Origin of the sequence: Dactylosporangium sp. NPDC000555, from assembly GCF_040300025.1 — a bacterium.
GTDB lineage: Bacteria > Actinomycetota > Actinomycetes > Mycobacteriales > Micromonosporaceae > Dactylosporangium.
Map to the genome: position 1 here is coordinate 87,716 of NZ_JBEPDB010000001.1, position 21,021 is coordinate 108,736.

Consider the following 21,021-nt stretch of genomic DNA (forward strand, 5'->3'; position numbering starts at 1 on the left):
CAACTACCGGCGTCTAGGACCACCCCGAATGCTGGAGGTCGATGGTCTTGAGCGTCGAAACGCGCTCGACGGCGGTCGTCATACCGCCCGTGGAGCCACGCAAGCTGGCCAAGGTGCCGTTCGTCGAGCTGGCGGACGGGCGCCTGCAGGGCGTGGTGTCAAGCGGGTCGGACATCGAGCGGGTCTACGTCTCGTCGATCGGCGCAGGCACTCACGGACTGAGCTGCAGCACCAACAACAACCGGCCCTGCGGCGGGCTGCGCGGCGCCCACCCGTGCAAGCACCTGCATGCGCTGCTGGACGAGGCCGAGGTGCAATACGGCCGCGGGCGCGTCGCCCGCTATCTGCGCCTCGACGTCGAGGACGGCCGGCCGCTGGCCGCCGGGCTGAAGGCGCACCACGAGCCGGCGCCGGCGGCCACCGTGTTCAGCGGGTTCCTGCGCCACCTGGCCTATCTGGAGCTGCCGGGCAGCGGCGAGCCGATCCCGGAGCTGCACTGGTTCCCGTCCGTCACGCGGGCGGAGGAGGAGCGCTGATGTTGTCTTCGCTGTTCGCCGACGAGCCCGGTCCGGGCATCGGAGACGCCCTCGGTCTCGCCGCCGCCGTCGACGACGGGCTGGTGCACGGCTTCGCCCGCGTGGACGAGGACCGGGTCGCGGCGCTTTCCGCGCTGGCCGCCGGGTTCGCCGGCAGCCCGCTGCGCGAGGCGGTCGCCGAGGCCGTCGACAAGATCGCGGCCGGCTCGATCGCCGACGACCACCTCTTCGCCCTCGCCGCGGCGCGCATCGCGCTGTTCGGCGCGGTGCACGACGCCCTGCTCGCCCGGGCCGACGCGGCGCTCGGCCGCAAGCGCGCCGAGTGGAAGGGCGAGCCCGGCCAAGCCGCGGCCGCGTCCCACCTGCTCGCCGGGGCCCGGTCGTGGCTGCGCGAGCTCGCCATCACCGGCTGGCGGGGCGTCGACGACGACCTGGTCTCCGCCTCCGGCCAGGCCATCGAGGCCGCGCTCGCCGACCCGGAGCTGCGCCGCCTGGCGGTGTTGCTCGACGGCCTCGCCGCGGAGCTGCGCGCCGGCAGCCCGATCGCGACGATGGAGCGCCTGCCCGTGCGCCGCTGGGCCGACCTCTGGAGCCGCGCGCTCCTGCTGGCCCGCGACGGCGGCCGGGCGCAGCGGGCCGAGCAGGCCGAGCCGGTCACCGGGCGGCTGTTCGTGCTGGGCGCCGACGTCCACGAGCACCCCACCGCCGTGCAGGTGCAGGTCCACGGCGTGCTGGAGACCTCCGGCGGCGCCGCGCGCCTGGTGCGGGCGAGCGTCTCCGCCGCGAAGGTCGACACCATCGTCGGCCCGGCGATCTGGCGGCTGCTGTCCGGCCACCAGATGCTGCTGACCGCGCTCGCCGAGCGGCGCGTCCTCGACCTCACCGACATGCCGCTGCTCGCCGGCGGCGACTTGATCTGGCGCGACGACCGGGCCCGGCCAGGCGAGGCGGCCGACCCGTTCACCACGGCCAGGGTCCACCTCGGCACGGCGCTCGCCCCGGCCACGCCCCCGCTGGAGCGGCACCCGGCCCGCATCGCCGAGCCGGTGTTCGTCGAGGACCTCTCCGGCGTCCCGCTCGACACGCGCCGGCTGCCCGCCTGCGGGCCGCTGACACCGCAGCTGCTGGCCGGAGCGACCGCCTGCATCGGCCTGCTGCGCTGGGACGATGGCGCCTGGACGGTGCAGCCGCTCGGGGTGGAGACCACCGTCAAGAAGAAGCGGGTCGGGGTGCACACCATCGACTGGGCGCTCGGCCCCGCCGACCCGAAGCTGGCCAAGGCGGCCGGCGAGGCGGTCGAGGTGCTGCGCGAGCGGGCCGGAAGGTTGCTGCGCAAATGACCGCCGACGAGAACCGCCGCCAAGTGCTCTACTGGCGCATGCTGGGCCGGCTGTTCGAGGCCGACGAGCAGCCGGCCCTGGAGTCCGCGAGCGTCGCGATCGTCGGCGACGTCGGGCTGCCGCCGGCCCTGCTCGACCCGGGCGTGACCGTCGACAACCTGGTCCAGCGCCACCCGGAGCTGGCCGGGGAGTTCGAGGGCCTGCTGACGCTGGGCGCCGGCGACGGTGCCGGCGAGGCGGCCGGTCTCGAGGTTCGCCGTGCCGCCCTCGTCTCCAAGCTGCTGATCAACGTGTTCAACACCGGCAGCGGCAGCGTGAGCGCCACCCAGCTGGCCAACTGGCAGGCCGACGCCGGCTGGTTCGAGAAGGCGCTCGGCACTGACCCGGGCGAGCTGCGCGGCCGCCCCAACGCCGGTGGCCTGGCGGGTGTGCTCGGTGGCATCGAGGGTGACCTGGTGAAGCGGATGCACCTGCGGGAGGTGCTCGCCAACCCGGCGCTGGCCAAGCAGCTCACCCCAAGCATGTCGCTCATCGAGCAGTTGCTGCGGGACAAGAACAATCTCTCCGGCGTCGCGCTCGCCAACGCCAAGGCGCTCATCCGCCGGTTCGTCGACGAGGTCGCCGCGGTCCTGCGCACGCAGGTCCAGCAGACCAGCGTCGGCGAGATCGACCGGTCGGTGCCGCCGAAGCGGGTCTATCGCAACCTCGACATCGAGCGCACGATCTGGAAGAACCTCACCAACTGGAGCCCCGAGGACGAGCGACTCTATGTTGACCGCCTCTTCTACAAGCACACCGCGAAACGCACCACGCCGGCCCGGCTCATCGTCGTGGTCGACCAGTCGGGCTCGATGGTCAACGCGATGGTCAACTGCACCATCCTCGCCTCCATCTTCGCCGGGCTGCCGAAGGTCGACGTGCACCTCGTCGCCTACGACACCCGCGCCCTGGACCTCACGCCGTGGGTGCACGACCCGTTCGAGGTGCTGCTGCGCACCCGGCTCGGCGGCGGCACCGACGGCACGGTCGCGATGGCGCTGGCCCAGCCGAAGGTGAGCGACCCCCGAAACACGGTCGTGGTGTGGATCTCCGACTTCTACGAGTCGCAGTCGCAGGTCCTGTTCGACTCGATGCAGTCCCTGCACAGATCCGGAGTCAAGTTCATTCCGGTCGGCTCCGTCAGCAGCGGAGGCCAGCAGAGCGTCAACCCGTGGTTCCGGCAGCGCTTCAAGGACATGGGCGCGCCGGTGCTCTCCGGGCACATCAAAAAGCTTGTCACCGAACTCAAGAGCTTCCTCGCATAGGAGACCCCCTCATGACTGACATGCTCCGCGCCCCCGTCGAGGTCAAATACGCCGAGGAGCTCGACTGGCTCGAATCGATCGACGACGCGCCCAAGCCGTTCTCGTGGCGGCTCAGCCCGCGGATGATCCGCCTGTTCATCCTCGGCACAGAAGGCCGTTCTTTGGGCGATGCCGACGGCCTCGACCGCGAGATCTCCCAGAAGTGGTTCGGCGACCGCAGCTTCGTCGAGCGCAGCATCGTCACGCTGGCCTCCGACCGCGGCCTGCTGCTCATCGGTGACCCCGGCACGGGCAAGAGCTGGCTGGCCGAGCTGCTTGCCGCTGCCATCTCGCGCAACTCGACGCTCGTGGTGCAGGGCACGGCCGGCACGACCGAGGACCACATCAAGTATTCGTGGAACGTCTCGATGGTCATCGCCAAGGGCCAGTCCCGGGCGTCGCTGATCCCCTCGCCGATCATGACCGCGATGGAGAAGGGCGTCATCGGCCGGTTCGAGGAGCTGACCCGCTCGACCAGCGACGTGCAGGACGCGCTCATCTCGATCCTGTCCGAGAAGTATGTGTCGATCCCGGAGCTCGACGACGACAACATCGTCTTCGCGCAGCCCGGCTTCTCGATCATCGCGACCGCCAACAGCCGCGACCGGGGCGTCAACGACCTGTCCTCGGCGCTCAAGCGGCGGTTCAACTTCGTGCGTATTCCGGTCGTGACCAACAAGAAGAGCGAGGCGGAGATCGTCCGCTTCCGCACCACCGAGCTGCTGCGTCGGCACCGCATCGAGCTCGACGTGCCGCCCAACCTGCTCGACATCCTGCTGCAGAGCTTCGCCGACCTGCGGGCCGCGGCCGCGTCGGCGACCAGCGACGACGACAAGCTCGAGTCGGCGCTGTCCACCGCCGAGCAGATCGGCGTGCTGGAGGACGCGATCCTGCACAGCACGTTCTTCGGCGACCGCAGCCTGCGCGCCGAGACGCTCGCCGGGTCGCTGGTCGGGTCGCTGGCCCGGCGCAGTCCGGAGGATCTCGCGATCCTCAACAAGTACTGGCACGGTGTCGTCGAGCCGCGCAGCAAGGAGGACGGCGGGGAATGGCCCGCGTTCCTCGAAGGCGGCCGTCAGGCGATCGCCACGCTGTCATGACCGAGACACCACCGTTCGGCGCGCTACGGTCCCAGCTGGTGGAGGCCGCCACGGCCTTCGCCGAGGGGCCCGGCGCGGTCCCGGAGATCCTGGCCGGCATCGTCGACGACGTCGACCGGGCGCTGCGTGAGGAGCTGGAGATCTTCCCGGTCTGCCACCACTCGCCCGCATCCGGGCTCGCGATGGTCCGGCGGCTGCGCGAGAAGCAGCCGAAGGTCATCTACCTCGAGCTGTGTGAGGACATGGCGCCGCTGCTCACCGAGCTGCGCAACTGCCGCCTGCCGGTGGCGCTGCAAGCCTTCGCGTCGCAGCTGGACGGGTTTCCGCAGGAGTGGGGGCCGCTCAGCGTCGTCGCGCCGATCACCGAGGCGTCCGCGGAGTATCAGGCCATCGCCTATGCCCTCGACACACCCGGCGTCGAGCTGGTGCTGGTCGACCGCTCGACCGACCACGTGTTCCAGTGGCAGCCGCGCGAGGACGGCGCACCGTCGGCCGAGGAGCCGGACCAGCAGCCGGAGGAGGCCGACCTGCACGGCGACGCGGTCGGCATCGAGATCGGCGACCTGCGGCCGCGCTTCGCCGAGCTCGAGCAGCACCTGCTGCACCACGGCAAGGTGCGGCATTGGTCGGAGTGGTGGGACCAGTATGTCGAGCAGCCGCTCGCCGGCGCGGACTACGCCACCTACCGGCAGGTCATGGTGCTCATCGGCAGCCTGTTCCGGCGGCTGGCTCCGGCCGGCACCCGGCGGGTCGCGGTGGACGAGGACCGGGAGCGGTACATGTGGACCCGGATGCGCGAGCACCTGGCCCGCACCGGCATCGACAAGGCCGACTGCCTCTACGTCTGCGGCGCCTTCCACGCCGCGAGCCGGGTCGCGGAGTTCGGCACCGGCGAGGGCGTGCCTGAATTCGAGATCAGCCCGCGCACGGCGACGACGTGGCTCTACGGGCTCATCCCGTCCAGCCATTCGGCCATCGAGGCGCAGTTCGGCCTCGCGTCGGGCTCGGTCTCGATCGCCGCGGCGACCTGGCAGAAGGCGGTCACCCGGGCGCGGCTCACGCCGTTTCAGCTGGAGGGCCAGAAGGGCAGCCGCAAGCGCAAGGCCGTCGCGATGGCGGCGGGAGCGGCCCCGGAGCCGGTGGCCGACCGGCTCTCCGGCTTCCTCGCCAGCCCGCCGGTCCTCGACGCGCTCGACGAGGAGGAGCTGCTCGGCTGGTGCGTCGACATCGTGCGGCTGGCCCGGCGCAACGGCTACCTGGCCAGCACCGCCGACGCCATCGCGGTGTTCGAGACGTCGATCCTGCTGGCCGGGATGCGCAACCGGGCCCGGCCGACGCCGTATGACTTCCAGGACGCGGCAGTCACCTGCATCGAGAAGGACGTCGTGCCCGGCCGGCGGGACGTGCGGCGGCTCTGCGAGATCCTGCTCGGCGGCGACCGGGTCGGCCAGGTCGGCTACGAGGCGCTGCCGCCGCTGGCTCGCGACGTCTACGACCGGCTCGCCCCGATCGGCCTCGACCTGACGAAGTCGACCGTGCAGCGGGCCCTGCTCGATCTGGCCGGCCGGCCGGAGCTCGGGCCGGCCTCGCACCTGCTGTGGATGCTGCGGTATCTCCTGCCCGAGGGCGCGGTCCGGCCCATCATGGGCACGCGCCGGCTGGGCGAGAAGTCCATCCAGGAGAGCTGGGACCTGGCGATCGGCAAGCACCAGCGGTACATCATCGAGCTGGGCTACGAGGGCGTGACCGTCGAGCAGGTCGTCGAGCAGCGCCTGCGCCGCTCGGTCTGGGCGCCGGACGCCACCGCGGCGGTCGCCCTGAGCGCCGTCGAGGACTCGATCTTGTTCCTCGGCAGCCGCCGCTTCACCGACGAGCTCGGCGCCCGCGCGGTGGAGCTGCTCGCCGCCGAGCGCACGGTGGACGACGCCCCGGAGGTGCTGCGGCACATCCGGCGGCTGCTCGCGCACTACCGCGCGAGCGAGCCGACCCTGCCGGCGTGGTGCGAGTCGTTCGTCACCGCGGGCTACGCGCACTATTGCACGCTGCTGCCGACCGCGTTCGTCGACGACGAGACCGGTGTGCGGCAGGTCGCCGCGATGCTCGGCTTCCTGTTCACCATGGAGGGAGTGGCGTTGTCGCTCGGCTGCGACCGCGCCCAGCTCGAGCTGGCCGTGCGCCAGTCCCACCCGGAGAGCCCGGCGAAGGTCGCGCTGCTGTGGTCGGCTCACCACCAGCTGGGCCTGCTGCCGCTGGCCGACCTGCGGGCCCGCTGCGCCGACCTGCTGGGCAACCCGCTGGTCGTGCCCTCGATCCCGCAGTATCTGAGCGGCTTCATCCAGGCGCTGGACCCGGTCCCGAAGCTCACGCCGTTCGTGGTCGAGCTCATGTCCAACGCCTTCGCGAAGCTGCCCGATCCGGTGCTGCTCCCGTGGCTGCCGACCCTGATCACCACGCTGCGCGACCAGGCCGGCGAGCTGGTCCCGGTCCTCATCCGGGAGGCCGGCCGCACGTTCCCGGCCACGCTGCCGGCGCTCGACGCGTTCGTTCCGCCTTGGCTGGCCAAGCCGCGTCCCCGCGCCGTCGCCACCGCGGCAGGCCCGGCGACCGGCCCGGTCGGCGCCTTCCTCGCCGCGCACCCGGCGACCACCGACGCCCTGGCCGGCGCGCTCGGCCTGGACGCCGGCTGGCACGTGTCGTCGCCGGCCGAAGACGGGGCCGGGGCGGGACCGCTGGCACTGCTCAGCACCCACCCCGAGACCGCCGAGGCCCTGGCAGACCTGCTTGCCGCGCCGATCTAGGCCGGTTCGGCGCGGCGCCGCACCCCCGGCGGTCTCACCGGCCGCCGGGGTGGGCGCTAGCTAGATCGCCGCCGCCACGGTCGCGATGCCGGCGCCGACCAGGGCGAAGGCCCACACCTTGTCCAGATTGATCCACGCCGAGCGCAGGATGCGCAGGCCCACCGCCTGGTACACGAGCAGGGCGATGGCGCCCGCGACCGTCACCATGCCGATCGTGTGGACGGCGGTGGCCAGGAAGCCGACCCAGAGTGGGGCGGTGGCCTGAGCGGTGACCCCATGGTGGTGCGCGCCGGCGTCGATGCCCCCGGCGACCAGGACGGGGACGAGCATGAGCCCGGCGCCGTGGATGCTGGACATGAGGAACGACCAGCCCGACAGCTGCAGGGACGTGAGGCGCATGCCGGCCCAGCGGAAGTGCCGCCGCGACAGCGCGCGCCACAGGCCGAAGCCGACCAGCACCGTGCCGCCGCCGATGGCGACGGCGCGGGTGGCGACCACGGACTGGAGGGCGCTGACGAGCCCGGCGATCACGAAGATCGACACGGCGTGACCGGCGGCGATCGGGGTCAGGGCCCGCAGCAGGGCGGCCCGGCTGCGCTCCTGAAACCCGATCGCGACGGCGAACAGCCAGCCCATGCCCGGGTTGAGGCCGTGGAAGGCGCCCATGGCGGCGAGGGCGACGAGTGCTCCGGTGCTCATCGGGTGAAACAGTACGAGTCCGACGAGGCGTCGCCACCCTGGAGGCGGGTCTGGTGCACGCGCCGGCCGCGGAAGGCCTCGCCGTGCGGGAAGAACCTTGGGTCGGGCTCGAGCGCGCCCTGCTCGGTGACGTCGAGCTTCGCCATCCAGGCGCCGACGCCGCCGGGGTAGAACTGGTCGTCCCAGGCCCCGTAGAGAGAGTTGGTCGCGTATACCCGACGTCCGTCGCGGCTGATTTCGACCATCTGGGGGCCGCCGGTCAGCGGGAGGTCCGGCGCGACGGGGTGGGCGGCCCGGGTGGCGATGCCGCCGAGGCGCACCTCGCCGACGAGGACCGGGCTGAACGGGTCGGAGACGTCGTACCGCAGCAGCCGGCCGGTGCCCCAGCAGGAGACGAGCAGGAAGCGGTCGTCGACGGTGAGGTCGATGTCGGTGACGAGCGGCGGCACGGCGCCGAACGGTCGCAGCACGGGTGGCAGGAGGCCGGCGTCCGCGGGCTCCGCCGGGATCGTGATGACCTTCGTGGCCCTGAACGTTCCGTGCTCGCGGTGCCAGAGCCAGACGGACGCGGAGAGGTCCTCGACGCTGACCACGACGTTGACGAACCCGTAGTCCATGGTCGGATCGTGAGCCGGGCGCAGCTCGAGGGCCATCTGGTGCTCCTCACCGAGGTCGACGGTCTGCAGGTGCCGGCGCTTGCGCAGGTCCCAGAAGTGCAGGGCGTGACCGTACTCGCGACCGGCCAGCAACTCGGCGACGACCCCGTCCTCGATCATCGACGGGGTGCCCCACTCGCTGGTGACGACGACGTCGTGGCCCAGGTGCCACCAGACGTCGTAGGCGAGGTACTGCGGCCCCCGGTCGATCTCCCAGCGCCCGAGCACGTCGAAGGATGTGTGGTCGAGCAGGGCCACGCCACCGGGCCCGTCCGCTCCGTCGGCCCCGCCGAGCGCGGAGACGTAGATGCCCTCCGGGCCGCAGTGCACGGTGTGCGGACGGGAATATCCGGCCCGCTTGGCGAGCTCCTCGGCATCGAGCAGCCGGACGAGGTTGGGCTGCCGCGGGTCGGGCGCGGTGTCGTACACGTGGATGCGGGACGAGCGCAGCCCGGGAACGATCAGGTAGCGGCGCTCGACGTGCGGGTGCGGCGCATAGGGGCACAGCGCGCTGCTGCACGCGTTCCAGCCGAAGTGGTGCACTTCGTCGCCGGTGTTGGGCAGATCGGTCCAGCCGACGACGGTGCCGTAGGCGGGCGACTCGGGGTCGGTGTCGACCACGGCGATCGCGTCGGGACGCTCCGCCGCGCGGTCGAAGGCGCCGACGTAGGCGAGCTTCTCCGGCGGGGCCAGCGACGCGTCGCGCGGTGACGGGTAGAAGGTCGGATCCGGTTTCCAGAGAGCCATGTTTCGCACGCCCTTACTACCTGACCGGTAGGGAAATCGTCCAGTGGGCTCTGGTTCGGGCAACGCCTCGTCTCGAACGTACCCCGTTCGGCGACCAAGGTCAGAAGGGCCGTTCCGTGTCCACACCCTGCACGCTGGGTGGTTTTTTCCGGTTCACCCCGAACGGGGCAGCACGCCCCCCAGGCAGCGGCTACTCTGTGGCGGACTTCGATCAGACCGCAAACTGGTTTCGGAGGTTGCCGGTGCGAAGAGTCTTGCCGCTACTGACCGTGATCGGGCTGCTTGCCGGGTGCACGCAGTCCGCTGCCTCGCAGCAGCCGCCGGGCCTCGCTGACCGTGGCACCGCGGTGACCACCGCCAAGCCGACGCGGCAGGATCTCACCAACAAGGTCAGCCTGAGCGGGAAGGTCGCGCTGGGCCCGACGTTCGGGCTGGTCGCGCCGATCGACGGCGAGGTGCGGTATCTCGACGTGAAGGCCCCGACCGGCACCCCGACGAAGCCGACGAAGGTGGCCAACGTCTGGGTAGGCGCCAAGGCGACCGCGGTCGAGGTGCCCGCCGGGGCGGTCTTCGCCGGGCGGCTCGTCGAGGACCGGTCGAAGGTGACTGCCGGCATGCCGATCGTGTCGGCCCGCCAGGTCGGGTATGGCATTGTCGCCGACATCGACGGTGCTCAGGCATACCAGGTCTCCGACACCCTGCAGTCGGTCACCGCACAGGTCAAGAGCGGGCCCGGGCCGTTTGCCTGCACCGTGCTCGGCACGCTCGCCGCGCTGCCGGTCGGCGTGATCCCCGAGCCGGCCGCGCCCGCGCCCAACCCGAGCGCGAGCGCCCCGCCGGTGCAGCCCACGCCGCCGGGCCAGCAGCAGCAGCCGTCGGAGCCGACCGGGATGCGACTGGTCTGCGTCGGGCCGGCCGACGTGAAGCTCATCAACGGCGCCGCCGCCACCGTGGAGGTGGTCACCGCCAAGGCGGCCGGGGTGCTGGTCCTGCCGGTCGAGGCGGTCGCCGGCTCACACGGCAAGGGCCAGGTCGAGGTGGTGAAGGCCGACCAGAGCCGCGAGGTCCGCGAGGTGACGCTTGGGCTCACCGACGGCAAGGTCATCGAGATCAAGAGCGGCCTGACCGAGGAGGAGACCGTCTCCGTGCCGGGGCCGAACATTCCCGCCGCGAAGGACGGCCAGGGCGGTCGGGGGCCGGGCAAATGAGACCGATCATCGAGCTTGCCGGCATCACTAAGACGCTCAAGGGCCAACAGCGGCCGCGCACCATCCTCGACGGTGTCGACCTGACGGTCTGCGAGGGCGACAGCGTGGCGATCCTGGGACGTTCCGGCTCGGGCAAGAGCACGCTGCTGAGCCTCATCGGGCTGTTCGACCGGCCCGACTCGGGCACCTACGTCATGGGCGGCCGCGACCTGGCCCGCATCTCCGAGCGACGGGCCGCCGCGCTGCGCAGCGCCGAGTTCGGCTTCGTGTTCCAGCGCTTCTTCCTGCTCAAGCACCTCACCGCCGCGCAGAACGTGGCCATGGCGCTGGTCAACGGCCAGGGCTGGCTGCCGCGGCGCAAGCGGCGCGCCCGCGTGCTCGAGGCGCTCGACCAGGTCGGCATCGCGCATCTCGCCAAGAACCATCCGACCCGGCTCTCCGGCGGCGAGCAGCAGCGGGTCGCGATCGCCCGGGCGCTCGTGCGCGGCCCGCGGATGCTGCTGGCCGACGAGCCCACCGGCGCGCTGGACACCGAGACCGGCAACCTCGTCATCGAGGTCCTGCGGGCCGCCACCGATCGCGGCTGCGGGCTGATTCTGGTCACCCACGACCAGGCCCACGCGGCCAAGATGCAGCGCGTGCTGCGCCTCGTGGATGGCGCGCTGCGCCCCGCCGTGCTGGAGCCGGCATGATCCGGCTTACGGGCAGGTTCCGCTCCGCGCTGATCATCGGCCTGCAGGGCATCCGCGCCCGCAAGATGCGCACGTTCCTGTCGATGATCTCGCTGTTTCTGGGCGTGCTCGCGGTCGTCACCGTCCAGGCGGGCGCCGAGGCCGCGCGCACGCTGAACCTGGCCAATGTTGAGTTGCAAACCGGCAAGGACGGCACCCGGATGATGTACGTCCCGCCGATCGGCTCGGCCGTGGACGTCGCGATGACCACGATCAAGGACCAGCCGGGCGTGGCAGCGAGCTTCCAGATCCAGGCGATCATCGGCGAGCCCAAGGTCAGGCCGATCAACCCGGGCGCCGCGCCGTTTGACCGCCTCAACGAATACAGCCGCGAGACGGCGTATGAGATGCATTGCGACGAATCAGACGGCTGTCGTCCGGTGCCCATTGATAAGGGCGCCGTCGCTCCGCCGGGCGCCGCCATCGAGGTGGCGCTCATCGCGGTGGTCAACGACATCCGGCAGTTCCGCCCGTTCCGCCCGGTCGCCGGCAACTGGCTGGAATTCTCGGACAAGCCGTCGTATTCGCCGCGCATCGTCATCAACAAGGCCGCCGCGGTCGGCTTCGGCCGCTACCGCATCCCGGCCGAGATGCGCCTCGACGGCGCCACCGCCAACCCCACGCCGCGCATCATCGGCATCATCGACGACGGCCAGGACCAGCCGACGGCCTATGCCCGCATCGACGAGATCAACAACTGGCTGCCCCAGCAGACCGCGTCCGACACCACCGCTGTGGTCGCCGCCGGCGGCCCCGAGGGCGGCCGGCCCATGGCGATGAACAACGGCCCCGGACTGCAGGTCATGCTCGCCCCGACGGCCGGCGAGACGGAGAGCCTGCTGACCCGCAAGCTGATCGCCGCCGGCGTCCCGCGCGAGGCCCTGGACGTCCACGTCAACGATGCCCGCAAGCGCATCGAGCAGATGCTGACGATCATGCGCTGGATCTTCCTGGGCATGGCGATGCTGGTCCTGCTCATCGGCGTGGCCGGAATCCTCAACGTCGGCCTGGCCACGGTGGGCGAGCGCGTGGAGGAGTTCGCCCTGCGCCGCGCCGTGGGCACCCCGCGCATCCTGCTGGCCGGCATCGTCCTGGCCGAGACCCTGCTCACGGGCCTGTTGACGGCCGGCGCCGCCATCGGCGTCGCCGCCGCGGGCGTGAACCTGGGCATCCGCATCCTGGGAGACCGCGTGCCCCAGCTGCACGACATGGGCTTCCCGTGGCAGGCCGGCGTGGCTGGCGTGATCGCGGGCCTCATCGCCGGCCTCCTAGGCGGCTCCATTCCGGCCATCCGCGCCGCCCGAATCCCCATCGCCACGGTGATGCGGGCATAACTGACGACGGCATTTCCCGCGAGACACGGCACGGTCCGGGGCAGCGGGAGCGGCGCCGCCGGGCTGGCGCGCGCCGAGGTTCAGCCAACCCGGCGGCTGCGGTCGATCCGTGGGGGCGCCGGCGTCAGTGCCGAGCACCCCCACGGATCAACACATGCGCTTAGGCCCCGATGAGCTGGAACTTCTCCCAGGGTCCGATCGCGGTGCGGTTGGCGATGAGCGACGCCGCGCCGTTGTTCTCCGCGGTGACGTACAGTCCGTTCACCGTCGCCTGCAGGCTCACGCTGCCGTCGGCGTTGCGGATCAGGTTGAACGTCTCCCACGCGCCGGCCGCCGCCCGGTTGGCGATGAGCGGCTGGGCGCCGGCATTCTCGGCGCAGACGAACTGGTTGTTCGCCCGCGCCCGCAGCGCCACCTTGCCCCCGCCGAGGTCGACGAGGTCGAACTGCTGCGCGGTGCCGATCGTCGAGGAGTTGGCGATCAGCGCGGTCGTCGCGTTCGGCGCCGACACATTCAGGTTGTTCGTCAGCGACTTGAGGCTCACCACCGGCGTGGTCGGGGTACCGGTGCTGAAGGTGAACGCGTCGAGGTCGAACAGGTTTCCGGCGCCGCCCTTGAACACCAGGTACAGCGTGGTGGCCGTGCTCGGCGCGCCGGAGATGTTCGCGGTCACGTTGGTGAACGTCTCCCAGCTCCCGGTCGAGGTCACCGTGGCGGTGCCGAGCAGGGTGCCGGTGGCCGAGCCGGCCCGCACCTCGATCGTGCCGCCGCTGGCCGCCGACGAGACGCGGGCGGTGAACTGCGTGGCGTTGTTCAGCAGGTACGGCGAGAACGAGATCCAGTCACCATTGTCGATGAATCCGACGGTGGATCCACCCTCGGCCGAGGCGTGGCTCGCGATCTGGATGCCCGACTGGGCGCTGAAGTGCTCGGCCTGCCGGTGCCGCGGCTGCAGCGTCGACAAGCCGTGGCCGGTCAGCCCGCCCTTGTCGGTGTAGGACGCGTCGAAGACGCCGTAGACGTTCGCCGCCGCGTCGTGCTCACCGTCGACCGGGACCGCGATCGAGCCGGTGCAGCCGGTCTTCGACGTGATCTGGTGCGAGTGGCTGTCGTGGCCGAGGAGGTACGTCACGGTGACCTTCGAGCAGTCGATCGTGCCGTCCTCCGGGTCGGTGACCGTGACCGAGAAGGGCACGGTGTCGCCGAAGCTGAACAGCTGGCCGTTGGCCGGCAGCGTCAGCTTCACCGTCGGCGCGGTGTTGCCCACCGTGATGACGGTGCTCGCCGTGCCGGTCGCGCCCTGCGGGTCCTTCACCGTCAGCCTCGCGGTGAACGTGCCGTTGGTGGTGTACGTGTACGTCGGGTTGGCCGCGGTGGAGTCGGTCGTGCCGTTGCCGTCGAAGTCCCACGCGTAGGTGAGCGCGCCGCCCTCGGGGTCGGAGCTGCCCGCCGAGGAGAAGTTCACGGTGAGCGGGCTCGACCCGGAGGTCTTGTCCGCGGTGAGCTTCGCGGTCGGCGCCCTGTTGCCGCCGCCGACGTATTCGATGCGGTACAGGGCCTGGTTGTTCGAGCCGGTGCCGTAGTCGAGCACGTACAGGGCCCCCTCGGGGCCGAAGGCCATGTCCATGACCTGGGTGCCGGCCCACGGGAAGGTGGAGATCGTACCCGGCGAGCCGTCGGCGTTGATGAGCACCGGCTTGATCCACTTGCGGCCGTACTCGCCGGCGAAGAAGTTGTTGTCCAGCGACTGCGGGAACTTCACCGCCGAGTTGAGGTTCGGGTCGTAGTGGTACACCGGGCCGCCCATCGGCGACTCGGAGCCGCCGCCGAACTCGGGCGGGCTGCCGGCGTCGCCGCCGTAGCGGATCCAGCTCGGTTTGGCCGCGGGCAGCGTCGTCAGGCCGGTGTTGCGGAACGAGTTGTTCGCCGGGCCGCCGGCGCAGTTGAACTTCGGGCCGGTGGTGTTGGTGGCGAAGTCCCACTTGTTGTAGGTCTCGGCTGTGGTGTTGGTGCCGGTGCAGTACGGCCAGCCGAAGAAGCCCGGCCCGGTGACGCGGTCGAACTCGACCTGGCCGTTGGGGCCGCGGTTGGGGTCGGTCGTGCCCGCGTCGGGGCCGTAGTCGCCGATGTACACGATCCCGGTCGGCTTGTCGACGCTCATCCGGAACGGGTTGCGGAAGCCCATCGCGTAGATCTCCGGGCGGGTCTTCGCGGTGCCCGGAGCGAACATGTTGCCGGCCGGGATCGAGTACGTCCCGTCGGCGTTGGGGCGGATCCGCAGCAGCTTGCCGCGCAGGTCGTTGCTGTTGGCCGAGGTGCGCTGCGCGTCGTACTGCGGGTTGCGGTTGGTCCGCTCGTCGATCGGCGTGTACGAGTTGGACTCGAACGGGTTGGTGTCGTCGCCGGTCGTCAGGTACAGGTTGCCCTGCGCGTCGAAGTCGATGTCCCCGCCGACGTGGCAGCACATGCCGCGGTCGTTGTCGACCGTGAGCACGACCTTCTCGCTGGCGAAGTCCAGCGTGTTGTCGGCCTTCAGCGTGAACCGGGACAGGTTGAGGTGGCCCTTCCAGGCGTTGAAGTCGGCGGCGGTACCCGTGGCGGGCGCGTCGCCGGCCGGCGTGGACAGGGCCGGGGAGTAGTACAGCCACACCCACCGGTTCGTGGCGAAGCCCGGGTCGATGGCGACGCCCTGCAGGCCCTCCTCGTCGTGGGTGTAGACGGAGAGCTTGCCGGCGACCTTCGTGCTGCCCGCGGCGTCGGTGATGCGGACTGTTCCGTCGCGGGCGGTGTGGATCACCGACCGGTTGGGCATGACGGCCAGGGACATCGGCTCGCCGAGCGCGGCGCTGCCCAGCGCCAGCTGGACGTGCTGGTAGTCCGTGGCCGGGAGGGGAACGGCCGTGGCGGCCGGGGCGTGTGCCACGGCGGCCATGACGGTGCCGCCGGCGGCGAGGGTGGCTGCCGTGAGCAGCCGCCGCCACCGGCGCGGAGATGGGGCCATGTGCGGTGTCCTTCCTGAGCTGCGGGGGAGTTCAGCCAGGCAAGACGCGCGCCGACCGCGCTTGCGAAAGCAGCCGCTCGACGTGGGCGCCGACCCTCTGTCGCGCGGCAACCAACGTGCCGGGTGGATGGCGGCCACCCGTCGTTAGTTACGGGCCTTAACTAACCATCGAGCACGCGGGCTGCGCAATGCCGAGTTTTTCGTGATGCGGTTTTCGCGGCATTTGTCAGCAAACTCAGGAGCTTCGATGCCAGAAAAGAACCTCACGGGTTTGTCGTTATAGAACCGTGATAATAGACAAGGTTCGCTACGTGTGGTAGTCATCACAGTGAATGTGCTGTCCGAATTGCGCGTATTTGATGCCGGTCGCTACACGGAAACACTCCGGTAACCCAATACGGAGCGTAGGAATTTCAATGGATCGTGGTTACCGGCCAGTAACGACGGGCCTTGTACCCACGTGAGGGACCCGGCAACATCGTCCGCACGCCCCGATCCGGCCTCCGGAACCACCTTGGAATATCCGCCCGGCAGCCCCGGAGGCCGGTCCGCCGCGCGATGCGAGCGCCCGCAAGGCAGGAGCGCCGCAACACACCAAACCCCGCGACAAGAGGAGCCCTACGTGTCCGTAGCTCAGGGCAGCGTGGTGAAGGGCCGCACGAGATGGAAGCGTTTCGCTACCGTCGTCGCGCCGGCCGGCTTCATCGCAGGTGCCATCGTCTTCGGTCAGGCGACCGGCGCCATCGCCGCGTCGTTCAACGTGTCCGGCAGCCAGTTCAAGGTGTCCGCCGACAAGCTCGAGGGCACCGGGTTCGTCCAGTACGGTGGCCTCGCCACCGAGAAGGGCGGCAACCCGCAGAACCCGGCCGACCCGAAGAACCACTTCGTGGCCGTCTCCGGAATCTCGCGCGCCAAGCTGTACAACCTCTGCCAGTCGGTGAAGGTGCCCGGCCTGCCGGTCTCCATGGTGATCCGCGCCGGCAAGGATGCGAACAATCCCGCCGAGGCCACCGACCTGCTGATCGACATGTCGTCGCTGAAGGGCGACGCCACGTTCAACAACATCCAGATCGGCATCGACGCCTCCGACCTCACCAAGGGTGGCCCCAACGCCAAGGGTCTGCAGGGCAGCTTCGCCCAGCAGGCGGACTCGGTGACCATCGACAACCTGAAGCAGGTCGCCTGGTCCACCTCCGCGGGCACGTTCAAGCTGACCGGCCTCGACCTCGGCCTCTCCGCGGGCAGCAACCCGGAGGAGTGCTTCTAGCCGCACCGTCAGGGGCCCGCGGGTGACCATCCGCGGGTCCCCTTGTTGCGAACCGCTATCTGGAGGACGCAGTGACCACCTCGCACGCCGCGCACGCGAGAAGCCGTGCGACTTTCGGTGGGTGGCGCGCACAACGGCCGTTCTGGGGAGGACTGTTCCTGATCCTGTCGGGTCTGGAGCTCTTCATCAGCGGCAATCTGAAGCTCGCGCTGGAGGTCCACTTCGGACCGACGGGCTTCCTGTCGTACGTGCTGCCGTTGCTGATGCTGCTCTGCGGGGCGCTGAGCTGGTTCACCCCCCAGCAGCGCCTCTTCTACGGCATCCTCGGCACGGTCACCGCGCTGTACTCGCTGATCGGCCTCAACTTCGGCGGGTTCTTCCTCGGCACCGTCCTGGGCCTCGCCGGCGGCGGCCTCGCCGTCGCCTGGGCACCTGATGCCGCGATCCCCTCGGCCACCGACGGCGACGCGGACCTGCCGCCGGGGCCGGCCGACGAGACGTACTACGCGGACACCCACCTCGACGACATCCTCGCCGAGGAGACCGTGGGGCGGCCCGACCCGCCAATGCCCCCGGAGCGCCCCAGCTCGGGGATGCTCACCGACGAACTACCGACGACGCGGCTCAGCCCGCTGCACGGAGGGACCGGCGCGGGCAGCGCCGGTGACCAGCGCCCCCCAGCGGCAGGCCCGGGTGAGCTGCCCAAGCGGCGTCACCTGGGCCCGACGCTGATGACGGCGGTCCTGACCGCGTCGATCGTGGGCGCCACGAACCACACCGGCGAGGCCTACGCCGCGCCGGCCGTGTGCGCGTCGTCCGCGCCGGCGAAGACCGCGACCGCGCCGGCCATCGGTGGCCCGGAGACCGGTGCTCCGGCCACCGGGGCACCGACTCTGGGCGCGAGCCCGTCGCCGTCGCCGACCGAGGAGAAATCCGGGGGGATCCTGGGCCGGATCACCGACCTGTTCGGCGGCGGCAGCAAGAAGGAGGCCACCGCGGAGGCCTCGCAGTCCGCGGCGGCCGCCCCGAGCACGACCGGCGCCCCGCCACCGGCGACGAGCGCCACTCCGTCCAAGCCGGCGGCGTCCAAGCCGGCGGCCTGCGCGAGCACGTCGCCGACGCCGAACAACAAGAAGGCGCCGAACAACAAGGAGGCCCAGCCGGCGGCGGGGCAGCCGTTCGTCGCCAAACAGCCGTCGATCCTCAAGACCGACGTGATGACGATGGACGGCCTGACCTACGACGGCATCGCCGAGCTGCCGCACAAGGACGGCACGACGGTGAAGGTGCTCGCGTTCACCATGCGGAACTCGGTCTCCACGCCGTTTCAGCTCGACACCCCCGGCGCCGGGAAGCTGCTCGTCACGAAGAGCAGCAAGCTCACCGTCGAGGGCGACGTGAAGTTCTACACCACCAGTTTCTCCGCGAGCGTGCTCGGCCTGCCGCTCACGTTCACCCCCTCGTTCCCGCCGCCGCCGATCCCGCTGCCCAGGTCCTACACGGCGTGCACGATCGAGCTGGTGTACGTGCGGTCGAACATCCTGACCGCGCCCGGTATGAACATCGCCTACGCCGCCTGACCGGTCGAGTCCGGGCACATCCCGTGCCCGGACTCGACCGGCGCGATCAGAGCCGGGCGAGCGCGGCGCGCAGCGGGTCGAGGCCGAGGGAGCCGAGGTTGAGCGCGTCGCGGTGGAAGGCCTTGAGGTCGAACGCCGAGCCCTTGCGGGCCTGGGCGTCGGCGCGGGCCGCGAGCCAGGCGCGCTCGCCGAGCTTGTACGACGGCGCCTGGCCGGGCCAGCCGAGGTATCGGTTGAGCTCGAATCGCAGGGTCTTCTCCTCGACCCGGCAGTGCGCCCGCAGGAACTCCCAGCCCAGCTCGGGCGTCCAGCGCTCGCCGGGCGCGAAACCGAACGGGTTGTCCCGCGGGATCTCCAGCTCCAGGTGCATGCCGATGTCGACGATGACCCGGGTGGCCCGGAACGCCTGCCCGTCGAGCATGCCGAGCTTGTCGCCGGGGTCGGACAGATAGCCCAGCTCGTCCATCAGGCGCTCGGCGTAGAGCGCCCAGCCCTCGCCGTGGCCGGACGACCACGCGAGCACCCGGCGCCAGCGGTTGAGCAGCTCGGCCCGGACATACGTCTGCGCGATCTGCAGGTGGTGGCCGGGGACGCCCTCGTGATAGACCGTGGTGACCTCGCGCCAGGTCGAGAAGCTGTCGACGCCCTGGGGCACCGCCCACCACATGCGGCCCGGGCGGGTGAAGTCCTCGCTCGGGCCGGTGTAGTAGATCCCGCCGTCCGACGTCGGGGCGAGCATGCACTCGATCGGCCGCACCTGCTCCGGGATGTCGAAGTGCCGGCCGTTGAGCTCCCGCACGGTGGCGTCGGCGAGCTCCTGCATCCAGTCGCGGAACGCCTCCTTGCCGTGGATCGTGCGGGCGGGGTCGGCGTCAAGCGCGGCGACCGCCTCGTCGACGGTCCCGCCGGGCACGAGCTTGTCCGCGACCGTGCGCATCTCCGACTCGAGCCGGGCCAGCTCGTCGAAGCCCCAGGCGTAGGCCTCGTCGAGGTCGACAGTGGCGCCCAGGAAATAGCGCGAGGCGAGCTGGTAGCGCTCGCGCCCGGCGGCCTCCTTCGGCCGGCCCAGCGGCGCCAGCTCGCGGCGCAGGAACGCGCCCGTCTCAACGGTCGCGGCACGCGCGGCCTCGGCGCTGCGGGCCAGGTCGGCGGCGAGCGCCGGGTTGTCCGCGCCGATGCGGGTGGCCAGGTCGGGGTAGAAGTTGTCGCCCTCGGGGTCGGCCCAGACCTCGCACTGCTTGGCCACCTCGACGATCTGCCTGGCCGGCGCGACGTGGCCGCGCTGCGCCTCGTGCAGCAGGGTCTGCCGCCACTGGGCGAGCGCCGCCGGCACCGCGGCGAGCCGGGCGAGGATGTCGGCGACAGCCTCCTCGCCGGCGGTCGGCATGAGGTCGAACGAGCTCCGCACCCCGTGCAGCGGGCTGGAGATCACGTTGACGTCGCTGGTGAGATCGCCGGCCTCGTAGCGCTCGAGGGCCAGCCCGAGCCGCTCCTGCATGGCCTCCTTGGCGACCCGCTCGGTCTCGGTCGCCGGCGTCTCGGCGCCGAGCGCGGCGAGCGTGCGCCGATCGAGGTCGGCGAGTGCGGCGAAACCGTCGGGGGAGAGGTCGGTCAGACGGTCGTCGTGGCCGGCCACGCCGACGAAGGTCGCCCCGATCGGGTCGAGGGGCGCCCACTGCTCGACATACCTGTTGGCGATGTCATCGATAGAACCCACGGGCCGACCCTACGGCACCGAGCCGATCATCGTGGTACACCGGCAGGCCAATTCCCGGCGGGTGGCTTGACCTGCGTGCAAGGTCCGAAACGCGCGCGACAGCGCCACCCCAGCCGGTGCAGAGTAAGGCCCATGTCGAGTCCCGCCCCTGACGTCAAACGCTGGCTGCCGGCGTTCGTCGCCGTCGCCCTCATCTGGGGCACCAGCTTCATGTTCATCAAGGACGCACTGGCGGGGCTGGCGCCGGTGTACATCGCGCTCTACCGCATCGCCCTGGGCGCCGTCACGCTGCTGATCCTGCTCGCGATGCGCCGGCTGCCGCTGCCCCGCGGCGCCCGGCTCTGGGGGCACCTGTTCCTCTTCTCGCTCTTCGCCTCGACGGTACCGTTCACCCTGTTCGGCTACGCCGAGCAGCGCGTGCCCTCGGTGCTGGCCAACATCTGGAACGGCACCGCCCCGCTGACCACGCTCGTGGTCACCCTCGTCGCGGTCCGCTCGCAGCGGCCGAGCCGACGGCAGATCGCCGGCCTGCTGGCCGGGTTTCTCGGCGTGCTCGTCGTCCTCGGCGTCTGGAACGGCATCGGCGGCAGCTCCCTGGCCGGCCAGCTGATGCTGCTCGGCGCGGTCACCTGCTACGGCATCGCCTTCAACTACACCCGCTGGCTGATGCAGCATTTCGACATCGCGCCGTTCCAGCTCTCCGCCGGCCAGCTCATCATGTCGACGCTGCACCTCGTCATCGCGGCGCCGCTCGTCGCCGGCCTGCCGCCGTCGCCGCTGGACCTCTCGCCGCGGGTGTGGCTCGGCGTGCTTGCGCTCGGCGTGTTCGGCACCGGGATCGCGTTCGCGCTGAACTACCACGTGGTGCAGATCGCGGGCGTCACGACAGGTTCGATGGTCACGTACTTCCCGCCGTTCGTGGCCGCGATCGCCGGCGTCGTCTTCCTCGGCGAGTACCTCACCT

14 protein-coding genes and 1 pseudogene are annotated in these 21,021 nt (G+C 71.0%); 11 read left to right on the forward strand and 4 right to left on the reverse strand.

The window, feature by feature from the left end; genetic code table 11:
• The first annotated feature begins 41 nt into the window (after positions 1-41).
• From ABT297_RS00450 to ABT297_RS00470, 5 genes are read left to right on the forward strand one after another with little or no spacing between them, the layout of a single operon-like run.
• Positions 42-536 carry a hypothetical protein gene (locus ABT297_RS00450; protein ID WP_350542968.1) on the forward strand — a complete coding sequence of 165 codons (495 nt, stop codon included), beginning with the start codon at positions 42-44 and terminating at the stop codon, positions 534-536.
• Entirely contained in the window at positions 536-1,876 is a 1,341-nt protein-coding gene (locus ABT297_RS00455) for a hypothetical protein (protein ID WP_350542970.1), read from the forward strand. The genes ABT297_RS00450 and ABT297_RS00455 overlap by 1 nt, the downstream gene beginning before the upstream one ends.
• Positions 1,873-3,180 carry a VWA domain-containing protein gene (locus ABT297_RS00460; protein ID WP_350542972.1) on the forward strand — a complete coding sequence of 436 codons (1,308 nt, stop codon included), beginning with the start codon at positions 1,873-1,875 and terminating at the stop codon, positions 3,178-3,180. The genes ABT297_RS00455 and ABT297_RS00460 overlap by 4 nt, the downstream gene beginning before the upstream one ends.
• A gap of 11 nt (positions 3,181-3,191) precedes the next feature.
• Positions 3,192-4,319 (forward strand): ATP-binding protein, encoded by a 1,128-nt coding sequence (locus ABT297_RS00465; protein WP_350542974.1) that lies wholly within the window; start codon positions 3,192-3,194, stop codon positions 4,317-4,319.
• Positions 4,316-7,117 (forward strand): DUF5682 family protein, encoded by a 2,802-nt coding sequence (locus tag ABT297_RS00470; RefSeq protein ID WP_350542976.1) that lies wholly within the window; start codon positions 4,316-4,318, stop codon positions 7,115-7,117. The genes ABT297_RS00465 and ABT297_RS00470 overlap by 4 nt, the downstream gene beginning before the upstream one ends.
• Positions 7,118-7,177: 60 nt before the next feature.
• Here ABT297_RS00470 and ABT297_RS00475 read toward each other — a convergent pair whose 3' ends face one another.
• Positions 7,178-7,816, reverse strand: a complete 639-nt coding sequence (locus tag ABT297_RS00475) for a hypothetical protein (protein WP_350542978.1) — start codon at positions 7,814-7,816, stop codon at positions 7,178-7,180.
• Positions 7,813-9,219 (reverse strand): selenium-binding protein SBP56-related protein, encoded by a 1,407-nt coding sequence (locus ABT297_RS00480; protein ID WP_350542980.1) that lies wholly within the window; start codon positions 9,217-9,219, stop codon positions 7,813-7,815. Before ABT297_RS00480 ends, ABT297_RS00475 begins: the two co-directional genes overlap by 4 nt.
• A gap of 242 nt (positions 9,220-9,461) precedes the next feature.
• Between ABT297_RS00480 and ABT297_RS00485 the strand changes: the two genes are divergently transcribed.
• The 3 genes from ABT297_RS00485 to ABT297_RS00495 are packed head-to-tail and all read left to right on the forward strand — an operon-like array spanning position 9,462 to position 12,492.
• Positions 9,462-10,427: an efflux RND transporter periplasmic adaptor subunit gene (locus ABT297_RS00485; protein ID WP_350542982.1), complete on the forward strand. Its 966-nt coding sequence runs from the start codon at positions 9,462-9,464 to the stop codon at positions 10,425-10,427.
• Complete coding sequence (locus ABT297_RS00490; RefSeq protein ID WP_350542984.1) at positions 10,424-11,119, forward strand: ABC transporter ATP-binding protein; 696 nt, start codon at positions 10,424-10,426, stop codon at positions 11,117-11,119. The genes ABT297_RS00485 and ABT297_RS00490 overlap by 4 nt, the downstream gene beginning before the upstream one ends.
• Entirely contained in the window at positions 11,116-12,492 is a 1,377-nt protein-coding gene (locus ABT297_RS00495; protein WP_350542986.1) for an ABC transporter permease, read from the forward strand. Before ABT297_RS00490 ends, ABT297_RS00495 begins: the two co-directional genes overlap by 4 nt.
• A gap of 160 nt (positions 12,493-12,652) precedes the next feature.
• On the opposite strand, the gene ABT297_RS00500 is transcribed toward ABT297_RS00495, so the two are convergent.
• Positions 12,653-15,493: a carbohydrate-binding protein gene (locus tag ABT297_RS00500; protein ID WP_350542988.1), complete on the reverse strand. Its 2,841-nt coding sequence runs from the start codon at positions 15,491-15,493 to the stop codon at positions 12,653-12,655.
• A 622-nt stretch (positions 15,494-16,115) separates the two neighbouring features.
• On the opposite strand from ABT297_RS00500, the gene ABT297_RS00505 reads away from it, so the two are divergent.
• Positions 16,116-16,760, forward strand: coding sequence for a DUF6230 family protein (locus tag ABT297_RS00505; protein WP_350542990.1), 645 nt, complete (start codon positions 16,116-16,118; stop codon positions 16,758-16,760).
• 71 nt (positions 16,761-16,831) lie between these two features.
• The gene (locus tag ABT297_RS00510) at positions 16,832-18,340 is read left to right on the forward strand and encodes a DUF6114 domain-containing protein (protein ID WP_350542992.1); all 1,509 of its coding nucleotides are present in this window, start codon (positions 16,832-16,834) and stop codon (positions 18,338-18,340) included.
• A 46-nt stretch (positions 18,341-18,386) separates the two neighbouring features.
• On the opposite strand, the gene ABT297_RS00515 is transcribed toward ABT297_RS00510, so the two are convergent.
• A complete protein-coding gene (locus tag ABT297_RS00515) occupies positions 18,387-20,057 on the reverse strand; it encodes a DUF885 domain-containing protein (protein WP_350542994.1) in 1,671 nt (556 codons plus the stop codon).
• A 210-nt stretch (positions 20,058-20,267) separates the two neighbouring features.
• On the opposite strand from ABT297_RS00515, the pseudogene ABT297_RS00520 reads away from it, so the two are divergent.
• A pseudogene (locus tag ABT297_RS00520) lies at positions 20,268-21,005 on the forward strand (DMT family transporter); the annotation flags it as partial.
• Between the last annotated feature and the right edge of the window lie 16 nt (positions 21,006-21,021).